Here is a 13,559-nt window from a genome sequence, read left to right on the forward strand (position 1 = left end):
AATCTACACGTTTGATTTTACCCAATTGCAGAGCGTCTGCGTTAGCATTACTAGATTCCCAAGGGTCGAAGCTATCGCTGCTGTCGTTCAGAGCAGTATTCAAGTTACCGGCACGAACTTTACCGAAACCGCCTTCCAAGCCCAAGAAAGATTCACGGTTAGCGAAACCAGAGTCACCACCGGCGATAGAAGTTTTTTGTTCAACTTGCCAGATAGCATTCAGGTTGCTACCCAAGTGTTCGTGGCCTTTGAAACCGATGCGAGAGCCGAAGTCAGCAATCTCAGTAGCAGTTTTAGAAGAAGTCTTACCCTCTTTTACTTTAGAAATTTCTACGCCAGCTTTGATTTGACCGTACAGAGTCACATCAGCCATAGCTGCAACAGGCAGAGCTGCCAAAGTCAGAGCAATCAGAGATTTTTTCATTGCTGTATTCCTTTTCTATTGTGAAGAAATAACTTAAGCAGACCGGACAATCCGCTTAGGCTTACTTTATCGCTGGAATCAGCGATTCCATGACTGTCACTATAATTGTTCCTTTCTAAAAAAACAAACTTTATTCAATTCCCCCCCACTACCGCAGAAACCAAACAAAGGCAGAGACAACCCAAAAAATAGAAATTTATTATTTAAAATCAATGATAAATTTCTTCAAAACCCAAATTTGCATTTTTACAACACTTTATCAGTGTACACATCAATCACGCTATTTTGTTGCTTTTATACCAACAATCCGCAGTCAGGCCGTCTGAAAATCATTACCTAGAACGCTCATCCACTCGGGCAAAGATAGTCGTGTCACCCCAAACTCATCAGGATAGTCAACACCTGTTAAATACAGACCATCAGACATAAAAGTTGGTGGAGCCTTCAATCTACTTTTTGCATGAAAAACCGACTCAAACTCATCCACACTGATTCTGCCGCTACCCACATACACCAATGCCCCCATAATATTGCGTACCATATGATGTAAGAATGCATTCCCATGCAAATTAAGGCACAGATAGCGAGAAGTTCCACTAATCTTTGTACTATATAGTGTCTTTATAGGGGATTTCGCCTGACATTCGGCCGCTCGAAAGCTAGAAAAGTCATGCTCACCCTCCAATAAGGCAGCAGCCTGCCTCATCAGATTTAAATCTAATTTCAAATGCGTCCACCCTACTCTGCCAACCAATAATGGAGAACGAACCGGTGAGGATTCCAATAAATAACGATAATGGCGACCATAAGCATCAAATCGGGCATGGAAATGAGGTGCAACTTTTTGCGCAACCAACACAGCAACACCATCAGGCAAATGTGCATTGACACCACGCACCCATGCTTGCTCCGGACGACTTACTGATGTATCAAAATGCACTACCTGGGCAGTTGCATGCACACCCGTATCCGTCCTTCCCGCAACAATGGTATTAATTCGCTCCCCTGCTATTGAAGATAACGCCTGCTCTAAGGCCGTCTGAACAGTCGGCAAATCTCCCACCTGTTTTTGCCAACCATAAAAACGGCTTCCATCATAAGAGAGGGTCAAAGCCCAACGCTGCACGAGATGCCCAATTGTATTTGCTTGTTCAGTCATTTCTTATACTTCTTGTAAATTGATATTGTTGCCTACGCGTAAGTAACAAATATTAAAAAGGCGTGATCAACACACGCCTCCATCCATTATGTATTTCAGACGGCCTTCATCTTCAACCATCACATAAAGCTGAAATCTTACTCAACTGACAATAGACTCAGCCAAAATCTTGCTTTTTAATTTACCATAAAAAAGATGCCGTCTGAAACGGCATCTTCATTTTACTGGCACTTATGCGCCAAGTTCTTTCATCAGTTTTTGGGCTTTATGCAGAATATCGCCTTCAGCCTCTTCAATCAGCCCTTGCAATGTTTCTCGAGCTGCTTCAGGATCACCGATTTCGATGTACATCTTAGCCAAATCATATTTAGCTTCAAACGGTGCAGTTATTCCGACTGATTCTGAAACAAAGCCTCTTTCACTATTGCTTTTATCGGCGGCCACTGAAACATCTTCAGATCCCCATTCCAATGCACCTTCTTCAATCACAAACTCAGAAGCAGCTTCTTCTTTCTCCACTTCTTCTTTGGTTTCTTGAATTTGCAAGTCTTGATCTTGCTTGATATCGAATGGCAACACATGGCCGTCTGAATCTTCAGGGGTATCTACCGTAAACTCGAGTGGCTCTTCATTTCGCGACTCGAAGACTTTTGTCTCTGTCGCAAAATCAAACTCAGCAAATGTATTTGCCTGCTCTTCTTTACGTTCAGGCATAACAACGGATACCGGCTGATATGGATTTTCCGGTTCAGGCTCGTACACGCTTTCTGTTGATTCGATACTATCCCAATCAGCATAGCGACGTTGCTCTGTCTCTGCATCATGCGTTACTGCACCTGAAAGAATACCTGTCTGACTATTGTCAATCTTACCCAAATCAAGTTTGACATCATTAATAGTGGAAGATTCTTCTACTTCATTGATAACCACATCATCTTCGAAATCATCTTCGATAAACAGACCGTCTTGAATTTTTTCAGACGGCGTTACTTTAGTTGCAGCAACCGCAGCAGCTGAAGCAGCAACATTTTTCCGTACGGCCTTCTCTTCATCCTTACGGCTTACAGGTGCTTCTTCCGGCTCATCTTTACGTTTACCGGCAGCTTTCAGCAACAACCAAGCAGCAATAAGGGCTGCACCACCTGCCAACAACCATTTCCATAAATTGCCGTCTGATTCGCTTTCTGTTTGCTCCGCGACAGAATCCGTGGTTGTAACAGGCTCAGAAGCCACTACATTCTCTTGGGCATCAGAAGCCATAGCTTCTTGAACATCGGACGCAGGAACAGTCGATGCGGCATTTTCATTAACAGCTGTAGATGCCGCTTGTTCTGTTTGTTCAGCTGAAGCTTGTTTCACTTCTTCCTGTTGCTGTGTATTTACGCCAGCATCTTTAACCTGGGCTTCAGTTTGAGTCTCAGGCTGAACAACAGGTTTTTCTGTTTTAGCTTCTGTTGCATTGACGGTTTCATTGCCTTTCTCTGTCGCCGTATTGGTTTTAACAGGAGCAGAAGCAGCCAAGCGTTGCAATTCGCTACGGTTTGGAATATTCAGTACTTTACCTGCCAACATACGGTTGGCATTATTATCGATAAATACATCCGGATTGGCATTTACCAAAGCCTGGATGGTTTGATCCAAGGTCATACCCTGAGGACGGATGCTGGACGCGATGGCAATCAGGGTTTCACCCGTACGTACCAAATGCTGCCTGCCTGAACGTGCAGCTGTGTCGTTTTTAGTAGGGGCCGTCTGAACTTGTTTTTTCTCAGCCTTACGCTGCACATCCTTACGCGCTTGAGCTGCCTGATTACCTGCTGCTTTATTGTTTTTAGTTACAGGCTGTTGGGCATTGCGTGTCGGCTCGGAGGATTGAGATTCAGTGGCCGGGCGGGTACGAACAGATGCAGCATCTTTAGAATCATATCCGGCCGGATCGATAATGGCGGTGTATTCACGCGATTGCGCGCCGACACCTACTTGGAAAACCAAAACAGGATCTTTGATGGCTTGAGAAGAGCGGATAGTAACGACTGCCTTATCGCCTGATTTGCGTACCGCCGCGCGCAAATTGCCATTTGAAATAGTGGCCTTACCGCCATTGAGCAGAGCCTGAGCTTCCTCACCAGTCACAGTGATACTGCCTGTAAAAGGCTCACCCAAATGAGATTGAACATTCAAGCCCCCCAAACCCGCAGAGGCACTGAGCGATGTCATTAAAGCGATAGAAGCTGTAATTAATTTAATATTGTGATGTTTTTTCAAAACGGATCCCCTGTTCGAAAATTATGGTACTAACCAATGTGCGCGCATTTAACCATATATTTACTAGATATTACGTCATGATATATTTTTAACCTATTCCTGCCAAGCAATAGAGGCTATTCAGCCTAAAATTCCTTAGCAAATCTATTACTTTTGCATGCTTGTGTTTCTTTTTTACAAATTTCGCCAACCCAAAACAAATATTTTATATAAATATATGTGGTGTTGAAGTTAAGGGGAAAGGTGCAAAAAAACACATCTCCCTGTATGATTAGCATTTACTCAATTAGTTTCATCATTAACATATGAAAGTTTTGAGCGACTTATTCGCCGTATTCTTATTTTTCATTACATACATCATCACCAAAGACATGATTGCCGCCACGGCTGTTGCGGTTGTAGTCGGCATTGCCCAAGCTGCGCTGACCTTTTGGAAACACCGCAAGCTGGACACCATGCAATGGATCAGCCTGATTTTGATTGTCTTTTTTGGCGGTGCAACGATTTTACTGAAAGACAACCGCTTCATCATGTGGAAACCGACCGTTCTGTTTTGGATCGGCGCGATCGTCATGCTGTTTAGTCATCTTGCCGGTAAAAACGGGCTAAAAGCCGTGATGGGTAAAGAAATGCAGCTTCCTGATTTTGTATGGACGCGCCTGACTTATGCATGGATTGGTTTCCTGATTTTTATGGGGGCTGCCAATCTCTTTGTCTTTACGTATTTTCCAGACCAATGGGTCAATTACAAATTGTTTGGCACATTGGGTTTCACAATCATTTTTTCTATCGCACAGGGCATGTATCTGATGCGTTTCCAGCCTAAGGAGAACCAATAATGGAATATTTCATGCTTTTGGCCACTGATGCCGAAGATGTCCACGAAGCACGCATGGCGGCACGCCCCGCGCATTTGGCACGTTTGGAAGAATTGAAAGCGCAAGGCCGTCTGCTGACTGCCGGCCCCAATCCCCTGCCGGATAATCCGGAACGCGTTTCCGGCAGCCTGATTGTGGCTCAATTTGAATCTTTGGACGCTGCACAAGAATGGGCCGAACAAGACCCTTACGTCGATGCCGGCGTATACGCCGAAGTCTTGATCAAACCCTTTAAAGCCGTGTTCAAATGAGCAATATGCGTCAAATTATCGAGGAACGCCTGCAGGCACTTGAGCCTGAGTTCTTCGATTTTGAAGATGAGAGCCATCTGCACGCCGGCCATGCCGGCAATAAAGGCGGCGGGCATTATGCGATATTGGTGGTCAGCAACGCATTTGAAAATATCGGCCGCCTCCAACGGCAACGTATGATTAAGCAGCTTTTACAAGACTTGTTTTCAGACGGCCTGATTCATGCACTCAGCATCAAAGCAACCACGCCGGACGAATACTTCCATTAAGATTACCGCCCAAACTTTGATTTCCAATCATTAATTTAGAAGAGAAATACGATGAAAAAAACCTACTTTGCTTCAGCCTTGATGCTCGCTCTGACTTCCGGCACCCTGTTTGCCCAAACTTTGGTTACCGTCAACGGCCAAGCCATCGACAGCAGCGTGATTGACGACCAAGTGGCTTCCGTACGCGCCAGCAATCCTAACATTCAAGATACGCCTGAATTGCGTCAAATGCTGACTGAACGTCAAGTTATCAGCACTGTTGTTACCCAAGAAGCCAAAAAATTAAAACTGGATCAAAGCGCTGAATTCAAAGCGGCACTGGAGCAAGCACGTGCCGATGCCGCCAAGCAAGGAGCGGATAAAAAGCCCACATTCAAAACCGAATGGGCGGCTTTTGAAAATGATTTGTTAGGCCAAGCTTTCGCGGCACACATCATCCGCCAATTTCCTGTTCAAGAAAAAGATGTTAAAGCCGCTTACAATGATTTCAGCAACTTCTATAAAGGCACCCAAGAAGTCCAGCTGGGCGAAATCGTAACCGACAGCAACAGCAATGCCCAAAAAGCCATTGCCGACTTGGACGCGAAAAAAAGCTTTGCTTCGGTATTGAACCAATATTCAATTGATGAAGCAGCCAAAAAAGCCGGCGGCATCCCTAAAGCTTATGTTCCGCTCAAAGATTTACAAGAATCAGCACCTCCGCTTTATGCAGCCGTCAAAGACCTGAAAAAAGGCGCGCACACTAAAACGCCGCTGCAAAACGGCAATCTGTATGCCGTTTTCTACGTCAATGACCGCCGTAATGTTACCGTGCCTTCTTACGAAGCCTCTAAAAACGAGATTGGCAGCGATTTACAGGGTGCCCGTGTTGATGCGGCCATTCAATCATTACTGAAAAAAGCCAGCATCAAAGTCAACAAATAATATAACGTGCCCGCCGTTTATAGCGGCGGGCAATAAGGAATCCACATGAACATCAAGCCCAAAACTGCCGTTTTGGCCATCCTTACCCTGTCAACGATCGGCTTGGCAACCGCCAAAGCACCTGAAATCGATCCCGCCCGCATCGACAGCATGGTTGCCGAAGTATTGAGACAGGCCGACCAGCATCCCAACCAGACTGCCAAACCCGATGGTCAGGCAATCCGCAAAGATGTGGTTACACGCTTGCAGACTTTGGAAATATTGAAAAATGAAGCCTTCAAAGCTGGTTTGGACAAAGATGCGGAAGTACAGAATCAGTTCAAAAACGTTGAAGCTGAGTTCTATGCCAACCAATACGCTGCTTATCTAGAACGTCAAACCGCAGTTGACGATGCCGAGTTGCGCCGTTTCTACGACCAGCAAACACGCATTATCAAGCTGCAACAAGTCAGCTTTGCCTCAGCCGACGAAGTACGCGCCGCGCAAGAACTGCTGCTAAAAGGCTTGTCATTCGAAGAGCTGATGAAGCGCTATCCTAACCCAGAACAAGAATTTGACGGCTTCATTTCTCCGCAACAGCTCCCTCCCCAACTGGCCGTTGCTTTTGCCGACATGAACCGGGGCGATGTAACGCACGAGCCGATTCAAATGGAAAACCGTTTTTATCTGTTTAAACTCAGTGCAGTAGAGCATGATCCGAATGCCGAACCTTTCGAGCTGGTACGCAACCAAATTGCCCAAGCTGTCAAACGGCAAAAAGTTAATAATCAGATCGAACGCATCTTAAAAGAAAACGGCATTAATCCGTAAATTGATTCAATGGTTTCAGGCCGTCTGAAACCATACTCCAACCCAAAGGGCGTGTCTTTTACGCTCTTTTTCACAAACTTCTTTATATCCAAAAACATCATGCGCGCCGTTATTCAAAAAGTTACCCAAGCCAAAGTTGACGTTTTGTCCGAAAACTCCCGCGAAACCTGCGGAAAAATCGACAACGGATTTATGATATTGCTCGGCGTTACCCACGCCGATACGGAAGCAGATGCCAAATACATTGCGGACAAAACCGCCAACCTGCGTATCTTTGAAGACGAAAACGGCAAATTAAATTTATCGCTCAAAGATGTCGGCGGCTCGATATTATTAGTTTCCCAATTTACTCTTTACGCCGATGCGCGCAGCGGCCGCCGTCCGTCCTTCTCCAATGCCGCCCCTGCCGAACAAGCGGATAAGCTTTATCAATATACCGCGCAACTTTTGCGCGAACATGGACTGACTGTCGAAACCGGCAGATTCCAAACCCATATGCAGGTTTCCCTTTGCAATGACGGGCCGGTTACCTTATTGCTTGATTCGCAAAAAACATTCTAAATCTCATCAAAAAAGGCCGTCTGAAAGATTTCAGACGGCCTTTTCATTTCTGTTCATTATTAAATCAAGCCTTGCACTTTTACCCAGTTCACAATATCTGCCTCAACGGCTTCAGGCGAACCCGGATTGTCGATTTTAACGCCGTACTCATCCGCACCCAGCTCTTCCAAAATCTCCAGCTGCGAATCCAGCATTCCGGCTTTCATATAATGCCCCTGACGCGACAGCATACGTTCGAGATTGATTGCTTGAGGCGGAGTCAGATGGATAAAAGCCACCTTCCCTTCCGCACCACGCAGAATATCGCGATAGTGATGCTTGAGTGCGGAACAAGTAACGATGGAATATTTTTCCCCGTTTTTTGCCTGCTCCGTCATCCAGTCACGCAAATTGCCCAGCCAAGGATAGCGGTCTTCATCCGTCAGCGGAATACCGGCACCCATTTTGTCGCGGTTGGCTTGGGTATGGAAATCATCGCCTTCGGCATAGGGACATTGATCAAGATATTTTTGCAATGAGAGTGCGGCCGTGGTTTTACCGCAACCGCACACTCCCATCATGACAAAATGTGTCGTCATTTTTCTACTCCTTGTTTATCTGAATTTTAACGGTATTTGAAAACAGGCGGATTGTGTTATCTCAAAACACTATACGCCGGCCATTTTCGATTAAACCAAGATAAACAACACTGACGATAAAGCAAAACCGATGAGTGCGATAAGTGTTTGGTTGACCGTCCATGTCTTCAAGGTCGTCGGCACATCCATATCCAACAGACGGCCGACAAGCCAGAAGCCTGAGTCGTTAAAGTGGCTGCAACCGACGGAACCTGCCGCTGTCGCCAATACCACGCAAGTAATCTGCCAATCGCTGAAACCTGCCGCCGCAACGGCCGGCGCCATCAATGCGGCAGCGGTAGTCAGGGCAACAGTTGCAGAACCTTGCGCAATACGCAAAGCCAAAGCCACCAAGAAACAACCCAGCAAAACAGGAATACCCAAGTCCGCCATGCTGTCGGCCAAAGCCTTACCGATACCGGAAGCACGCAATACGCCGCCGAACATACCGCCCGCACCGGTAATCAAAATAACCGAGCAAACCGGGCCCAATGCGCCATCAATGGTTTTCTCCAAAGCGCTGGCTTTTTCGCCACGTTTGCTGCCCAATACATACAGGGCTACCAAAACAGAAATCAGCAAAGCAATCGGTGTAGAACCGAGCATTCGTGCAAACTGCACCCAGCCTTCATCCGCACTGACCATTTTCTCGCTGATCAGAGTAGACAAACCAGTATTCAAGAAAATCAACAACATAGGAATCAGCATAATGCCGATGACTGTAGATGCTTTTGCAGGCGCTTTCGGTTGGTCGTTATCTTGCGTACCGCCGCTGAGCAGATCAGGAACGGGCACATGAATGCTGCGACCCAAAACTTTACCCAATAAATAGCCGCTGAAATACCAAGTAATCAAGGTAACAGGTAAACCCAAAATCAGCAGTTGACCAATATTTGCACCATAAAATTCAGAAGCGGCAATCGGGCCGGGATGAGGCGGCAGGAAGACGTGCATGACGGAAAATGCGCCAATAGATGCCAACGCATAGGGCAAAACAGTTTGCTTCATGCGGCGTGCCGTTGCAAACACAATCGGCAACATCACCACCAAACCGGCATCAAAGAAAATCGGAAAACCGAAAATCAAAGAAGCCACGCCTAAGGCAAACGGCGCACGTTTTTCACCAAAAATCCGAATCAGCGCATCCGCCAAAGATTGGGCACCGCCGGAAGTTTCCACCAAACGGCCGAGCATTGCGCCCAAACCGACCAGCAACGCCACGCTGCCGAGCGTACCGCCAAAGTTTTTGACCAACACATCATTAATGATACTGCCCATAGGCAGGCCTGTTACGATAGCAGTCAGCAGGCTGACCAATACCAACGTCAGCAAAGCATGAACACGCAGTTTCACAATTAAAATCAAAATCAGCAAAATTGCCGCCGCCGCAATACCGAGCAAAGTACCGGCACTCAGCGTTTGAGTCCAACCATCCATTTTGAAGCCTTTCTCTGTAAGAAAAATACAAATTTATTAATGTTTTTTAACATATATGAATACGATAACACATTTATCCATGAAATCGTATGGCTAAATCCGGCCAAAATATAAGCACCTATTTTTCCAAACCCTTTTTGTAAGATGCTTGAAAATAAGGAGGACAAAGAAAAACAAGAGCAATAAAAAGGCCGTCTGAAAAGTAGTTTATTTTCAGACGGCCTGACATTATGCTTCTCAATAAGATAGAAACAGATGGCTTTTTCAAAGATCTGAAACCAAGCCCCTCGGTTATACCTGGGTAAAAATTACCTCGTTTTCCAAACGTGATTTCGGCAATTTGGCATTAAAATCATCTTCGGCGCGATAGCCCAATGCGACAACGGCAACAGCACGATAACCTTTTTCAGCCAAACCAAATTCTTGATCCAAAACAGCCATATCCACCCCTTCCAACGGAACGGCATCCACACCCAAGGCCGCAGCGGCAAACAGGGTGAAGCCCAAATTAATATGAACTTGTCTCGACAACCATTGGGTTTCGTCTTGCATTTGCTTGCGGTGGATACCCAAGAAAGTGCGGCGCGCATTATCGCCCATTTGCTTATTTTCGGCCGTAGCAAAACGTCCGTCTTTATCTTCCTGTTCCAACACGCCTGCCAAATAGTCATCATCGGCATGCACCCGCGCCGCAAATACGATTACATGTGAAGCGTTGATGATTTTGGGCAGGTTGTACGGAAAATTTTCTGCAGATTTGGCTACCCGTGCTTTCCCTGCTTCATTATCTGTAATCACAAAATGCCAAGGTTGGATATTGACGCTGGAAGGACTGTAGCGCAGTGCCGCTTCGATTTGGGCAAAATCTTCGGCTGAAATTTTTTTGGAGGCATCAAAAGATTTGGTGCTGTAACGTTTTTGTACGATATCCTGAACATTCATCATGTTGTTCCTTAAAATTTAAAACTGTCATAAACACAAAGGCCGTCTGAAAAATCCTTCAGACGGCCTTTATTCTCAAATTTCCGCCGGCGGCTGCGGTGTATCCTCATCTTCCTGCTGCGTTTTGGCCTTGGCAAAACGGCTGAACCAAATGCCGGCTTCGTAGAGCAGAATCAACGGAACGGCAAGCAGGGTTTGAGAAATTACGTCAGGCGGCGTGATGATTGCGGCCACGATAAACGCACCCACGATAACATACGGACGGGCGTTCTTAAGCTGAGCGGTCGAAACAATACCCATTTTTGCAAGCAATACCACAACAACGGGCACTTCAAACGTCGTACCGAATGCAACAAACATGCCCAAAATAAAGGACAGGTATTTGTCGATATCGGTCGCCATATTGACGCCGACAGGGGTTACACCGGCCAAGAATTTGAAAATAACGGGAAACACCAGGAAATAGGCAAACGCCATCCCAACGAAGAAGAGCGTCACGCTGGACAACACCAGCGGCGTAATCAAACGCTTTTCGTTTTGGTATAAGGCCGGGGCGACAAACGCCCAAACTTGATACAGCGTGTGCGGCAAGGACAGCAGAAACGCCGCCATCAAGGTAACCTTGACCGGCACAAAAAACGGCGCGATCACATCGGTCGCAATCATGCTGGTATCTTTAGGCAGATTGGCCATCAATGGTTCGGCAACAAAGGTATAGAGCTGCTGGGCAAACGGCATCATGCCCAAGAAGCAGACGACGATGCCGATGACGATCCACATCATGCGGCGGCGCAGCTCGAGAAGATGCTCGATAAGCGGTTGGACGGGTTGTTCGTGTTGAGGTTCGGACACCGGTTGACTCACTTTTTACTTACGGACGCGCAGTTTGGGTTTGGCGTGGAATTTCGGGCGCATATCGCGTTTGCGGCTCATCGCCTGCTTACGCAAAGAAGTCGTATGCGGCGGAGGAACATCGGCAACAGGAGATTCGATATAGCTGACTTCTACCGCAGGAGCAGGTGAAACCGAAGCCGTCAAATACTCACGCCAAGCGCGGTCTTGCTCAGACTCGGCATTTTCAGCCTCGACTAGCTCTTGGGTTTGCACTGCCCCACCCTGCTCAGAAGCCTCGATTGCACTTTCATTCTCAGTGCTGTTTGAAGCCAGATCAGGCAAAGGATTGCCAAACTCATCCACACCGAAATCGGCAGGCGTTTTTTGTTCGGGCAGGCGCTCCCACGGCTTGAGGCCGTCTGAAATATCGCTCAGATTTTTTTGTGCATCATCGCCCAAGTCTTTGATACCGTCGCGAAACTCCGAAGCGGCGGCTTCAAATTCCTGCTTGACTTTGCGCAATTCGTCCAACTCAGCCTGAGTGTTGAGTTCCTGCTTGACGTTGTTGACGAAGCCTTGCAATTTACCAACCAAACGCCCGGCCGTGCGCGCGGCTTGCGGCAGACGTTCGGGGCCTAACACTATCAGGGCGACAACGCCGACCAGCAGCAATTCGCCCAAACCGAAATCAAACATGGATTATGCTTTGTCTTCGTCTTTTTTGTGTTCGATGACTTCGTCTTTTTTGGCATCTTTGCCGTCTGTACCTTCGTTCAGGCCTTGTTTGAAGTCATGCACTGCACCGCCGAGGTCTTTGCCGACGTTGCGCAATTTTTTGGTACCGAATACCAAAACGACGATAATCAGTACGATAATCCAGTGCCAAAGAGAGAAGCTACCCATGATAAATCCTTGAATTTGTTTAATTTAAAAAGAAATAATAATTATACGGGCGTACCCATGATATGAATATGCAGGTGGAAGACTTCCTGTCCGCCGCCTTTACCTGTGTTGATTAGGGTTTTGAAACCGTTGGTCAAACCTGCCTCTTGGGCGATTTGAGGGACTTTCAACATCATTTTACCCAACAGGGTTTGATGTTCGGCAGTGGCGTGTGCCAGTGAATCGAAGTGCACTTTCGGAATCAACAGCAGATGTACCGGCGCGGCGGGACGGATGTCTTTAAAACAAAGCATCTCATCGTCTTCGTAAACGGTTTGTGCCGGAATATCTTTGGCGGCGATTTTGCAGAAAATACAATTATCCATAATGGCTCCAATGGCCGTCTGAAAACGGGTGCAACGGGTTTCGCTAAACAAAGTGAAATCGTTTTTGCCCCAAGAGACGGATTCTGAAACAGGTCAAATACGGGATTGTAATATAAATTCAAGATTCTTTGCGAGAAGCTTTTTCCACCAATCCCGACAAACCTTGACGGCGCGCAAGCTCGTTGACCACATCTTCGGCGCGCAATCCGTGATGCGCCAATAAAACCATGGTGTGAAACCACAAATCCGCCACTTCGTAAACCAAATGTTCGCCACCGCCATCTTTAGAGGCCATCAAGGTTTCACCCGCTTCCTCGATGACTTTTTTCAAAATCTTGTCTTCGCCTTTGTGCAACAGTTGGGCAACGTAAGAAGCATCGGGATCGCCGCCTCTGCGCGAATCGATGACGTTTTGGATTTGGGTAAGGATGGTATCGGTCATGGTCGGTTTCTCTTATTTCTTTCAGACGGCCTTAAGAATGTTTATGTCCGTAAATTGCTTCTTCGTCTTTCAACACGGCATCCACTGTCTGCCATGCACCCTCTTGCCAAACTTTGTAAAAGCAGCTTTCACGCCCGGTATGACAGGCAATGCCGCCGTTTTGTTCAATCAACATAACCACAGCGTCGCCATCGCAATCCAGGCGCAATTCGTGTACTTTTTGCGTATGCCCCGACTCTTCGCCCTTCATCCATTGTTTTTGGCGGGAACGGCTGTAATAGTGGGCAAAACCGGTTTCTACGGTTTTTTGCAGGGCTTCTGCGTTCATCCAGGCAACCATCAGCACACGGTGTGTCTGCCAATCTTGGGCAATCGCGCAAACCAAACCTTTTTCATCAAATTTTACGGCATTCAGCAGCGTTTCGTTTATGTTCGACATTCGCGTTTTTCTCCCATATTTTTCAGACGGCCTTTGGGT

18 protein-coding genes are annotated in these 13,559 nt (G+C 46.7%); 6 read left to right on the forward strand and 12 right to left on the reverse strand.

The features are described 5' to 3' along the window. The 3 genes from HMPREF2606_RS07760 to HMPREF2606_RS07770 all read right to left on the reverse strand — a co-directional run. Positions 1–424: porin (locus HMPREF2606_RS07760; protein ID WP_141762184.1), on the reverse strand; the 424-nt coding region annotated here is incomplete at its 3' end. Between the two features lie 313 nt (positions 425–737). Further along, positions 738–1,583, reverse strand: a complete 846-nt coding sequence (gene truA / locus HMPREF2606_RS07765) for a tRNA pseudouridine(38-40) synthase TruA (RefSeq protein WP_070843482.1) — start codon at positions 1,581–1,583, stop codon at positions 738–740. Positions 1,584–1,814: 231 nt separating this feature from the next. Further along, positions 1,815–3,800: a FimV/HubP family polar landmark protein gene (locus tag HMPREF2606_RS07770; RefSeq protein ID WP_083325223.1), complete on the reverse strand. Its 1,986-nt coding sequence runs from the start codon at positions 3,798–3,800 to the stop codon at positions 1,815–1,817. Positions 3,801–4,153: 353 nt separating this feature from the next. Between HMPREF2606_RS07770 and HMPREF2606_RS07775 the strand changes: the two genes are divergently transcribed. From HMPREF2606_RS07775 to dtd, 6 genes are all read left to right on the forward strand, one after another. Further along, the gene (locus HMPREF2606_RS07775; protein ID WP_070712274.1) at positions 4,154–4,687 is read left to right on the forward strand and encodes a septation protein A; all 534 of its coding nucleotides are present in this window, start codon (positions 4,154–4,156) and stop codon (positions 4,685–4,687) included. Then, the gene (locus tag HMPREF2606_RS07780; RefSeq protein ID WP_004519663.1) at positions 4,687–4,977 is read left to right on the forward strand and encodes a YciI family protein; all 291 of its coding nucleotides are present in this window, start codon (positions 4,687–4,689) and stop codon (positions 4,975–4,977) included. The genes HMPREF2606_RS07775 and HMPREF2606_RS07780 overlap by 1 nt, the downstream gene beginning before the upstream one ends. Further along, the gene (locus HMPREF2606_RS07785; RefSeq protein WP_070712273.1) at positions 4,974–5,246 is read left to right on the forward strand and encodes a BolA family protein; all 273 of its coding nucleotides are present in this window, start codon (positions 4,974–4,976) and stop codon (positions 5,244–5,246) included. The genes HMPREF2606_RS07780 and HMPREF2606_RS07785 overlap by 4 nt, the downstream gene beginning before the upstream one ends. A gap of 51 nt (positions 5,247–5,297) precedes the next feature. After that, positions 5,298–6,170 carry a peptidylprolyl isomerase gene (locus HMPREF2606_RS07790; RefSeq protein WP_070712272.1) on the forward strand — a complete coding sequence of 291 codons (873 nt, stop codon included), beginning with the start codon at positions 5,298–5,300 and terminating at the stop codon, positions 6,168–6,170. A 45-nt stretch (positions 6,171–6,215) separates the two neighbouring features. Next, positions 6,216–6,980 carry a peptidyl-prolyl cis-trans isomerase gene (locus HMPREF2606_RS07795; RefSeq protein WP_070712271.1) on the forward strand — a complete coding sequence of 255 codons (765 nt, stop codon included), beginning with the start codon at positions 6,216–6,218 and terminating at the stop codon, positions 6,978–6,980. A 99-nt stretch (positions 6,981–7,079) separates the two neighbouring features. Next, positions 7,080–7,541, forward strand: coding sequence for a D-aminoacyl-tRNA deacylase (gene dtd / locus HMPREF2606_RS07800; RefSeq protein WP_003748635.1), 462 nt, complete (start codon positions 7,080–7,082; stop codon positions 7,539–7,541). 59 nt (positions 7,542–7,600) lie between these two features. Here dtd and HMPREF2606_RS07805 read toward each other — a convergent pair whose 3' ends face one another. The 9 genes from HMPREF2606_RS07805 to hisI all read right to left on the reverse strand — a co-directional run bounded on the left by HMPREF2606_RS07805 (position 7,601) and on the right by hisI (position 13,511). After that, positions 7,601–8,119, reverse strand: a complete 519-nt coding sequence (locus tag HMPREF2606_RS07805) for a gluconokinase, GntK/IdnK-type (protein WP_070712270.1) — start codon at positions 8,117–8,119, stop codon at positions 7,601–7,603. Between the two features lie 90 nt (positions 8,120–8,209). Then, positions 8,210–9,595, reverse strand: coding sequence for a GntP family permease (locus HMPREF2606_RS07810; RefSeq protein WP_070712269.1), 1,386 nt, complete (start codon positions 9,593–9,595; stop codon positions 8,210–8,212). A gap of 291 nt (positions 9,596–9,886) precedes the next feature. Beyond that, positions 9,887–10,540, reverse strand: a complete 654-nt coding sequence (gene nfsB, locus HMPREF2606_RS07815; protein ID WP_283122356.1) for an oxygen-insensitive NAD(P)H nitroreductase — start codon at positions 10,538–10,540, stop codon at positions 9,887–9,889. Positions 10,541–10,612: 72 nt separating this feature from the next. Continuing rightward, positions 10,613–11,389, reverse strand: coding sequence for a twin-arginine translocase subunit TatC (gene tatC / locus HMPREF2606_RS07820; RefSeq protein WP_070712267.1), 777 nt, complete (start codon positions 11,387–11,389; stop codon positions 10,613–10,615). 15 nt (positions 11,390–11,404) lie between these two features. Continuing rightward, entirely contained in the window at positions 11,405–12,067 is a 663-nt protein-coding gene (tatB, locus tag HMPREF2606_RS07825) for a Sec-independent protein translocase protein TatB (RefSeq protein WP_070843484.1), read from the reverse strand. A gap of 3 nt (positions 12,068–12,070) precedes the next feature. Beyond that, the gene (tatA, locus tag HMPREF2606_RS07830) at positions 12,071–12,274 is read right to left on the reverse strand and encodes a Sec-independent protein translocase subunit TatA (protein ID WP_003679438.1); all 204 of its coding nucleotides are present in this window, start codon (positions 12,272–12,274) and stop codon (positions 12,071–12,073) included. A 41-nt stretch (positions 12,275–12,315) separates the two neighbouring features. Next, positions 12,316–12,639, reverse strand: a complete 324-nt coding sequence (locus HMPREF2606_RS07835; protein ID WP_070712265.1) for a histidine triad nucleotide-binding protein — start codon at positions 12,637–12,639, stop codon at positions 12,316–12,318. A gap of 118 nt (positions 12,640–12,757) precedes the next feature. After that, a complete protein-coding gene (locus HMPREF2606_RS07840) occupies positions 12,758–13,081 on the reverse strand; it encodes a phosphoribosyl-ATP diphosphatase (protein WP_070712264.1) in 324 nt (107 codons plus the stop codon). A gap of 31 nt (positions 13,082–13,112) precedes the next feature. Further along, the gene (gene hisI, locus HMPREF2606_RS07845; protein ID WP_141756549.1) at positions 13,113–13,511 is read right to left on the reverse strand and encodes a phosphoribosyl-AMP cyclohydrolase; all 399 of its coding nucleotides are present in this window, start codon (positions 13,509–13,511) and stop codon (positions 13,113–13,115) included. Positions 13,512–13,559: the final 48 nt, after the last annotated feature.

It is taken from the genome of Neisseria sp. HMSC070H10, from assembly GCF_001837635.1.
Classification (GTDB): Bacteria; Pseudomonadota; Gammaproteobacteria; order Burkholderiales; family Neisseriaceae; genus Neisseria; species Neisseria subflava_A.

Bases quoted from the DNA above. Each gene is read 5' to 3' on its own strand.
- truA (WP_070843482.1), bottom strand. From the start codon at position 1,583: ATGACTGAACAAGCAAATACAATTGGGCATCTCGTGCAGCGTTGGGCT.
- HMPREF2606_RS07770 (WP_083325223.1), bottom strand. From the start codon at position 3,800: ATGACATCGCTCAGTGCCTCTGCGGGTTTGGGGGGCTTGAATGTTCAA.
- HMPREF2606_RS07775 (WP_070712274.1), top strand. From the start codon at position 4,154: ATGAAAGTTTTGAGCGACTTATTCGCCGTATTCTTATTTTTCATTACA.
- HMPREF2606_RS07780 (WP_004519663.1), top strand. From the start codon at position 4,687: ATGGAATATTTCATGCTTTTGGCCACTGATGCCGAAGATGTCCACGAA.
- HMPREF2606_RS07785 (WP_070712273.1), top strand. From the start codon at position 4,974: ATGAGCAATATGCGTCAAATTATCGAGGAACGCCTGCAGGCACTTGAG.
- HMPREF2606_RS07790 (WP_070712272.1), top strand. From the start codon at position 5,298: ATGAAAAAAACCTACTTTGCTTCAGCCTTGATGCTCGCTCTGACTTCC.
- HMPREF2606_RS07795 (WP_070712271.1), top strand. From the start codon at position 6,216: ATGAACATCAAGCCCAAAACTGCCGTTTTGGCCATCCTTACCCTGTCA.
- dtd (WP_003748635.1), top strand. From the start codon at position 7,080: ATGCGCGCCGTTATTCAAAAAGTTACCCAAGCCAAAGTTGACGTTTTG.
- HMPREF2606_RS07805 (WP_070712270.1), bottom strand. From the start codon at position 8,119: ATGACGACACATTTTGTCATGATGGGAGTGTGCGGTTGCGGTAAAACC.
- HMPREF2606_RS07810 (WP_070712269.1), bottom strand. From the start codon at position 9,595: ATGGATGGTTGGACTCAAACGCTGAGTGCCGGTACTTTGCTCGGTATT.
- nfsB (WP_283122356.1), bottom strand. From the start codon at position 10,540: ATGATGAATGTTCAGGATATCGTACAAAAACGTTACAGCACCAAATCT.
- tatB (WP_070843484.1), bottom strand. From the start codon at position 12,067: ATGTTTGATTTCGGTTTGGGCGAATTGCTGCTGGTCGGCGTTGTCGCC.
- tatA (WP_003679438.1), bottom strand. From the start codon at position 12,274: ATGGGTAGCTTCTCTCTTTGGCACTGGATTATCGTACTGATTATCGTC.
- HMPREF2606_RS07835 (WP_070712265.1), bottom strand. From the start codon at position 12,639: ATGGATAATTGTATTTTCTGCAAAATCGCCGCCAAAGATATTCCGGCA.
- HMPREF2606_RS07840 (WP_070712264.1), bottom strand. From the start codon at position 13,081: ATGACCGATACCATCCTTACCCAAATCCAAAACGTCATCGATTCGCGC.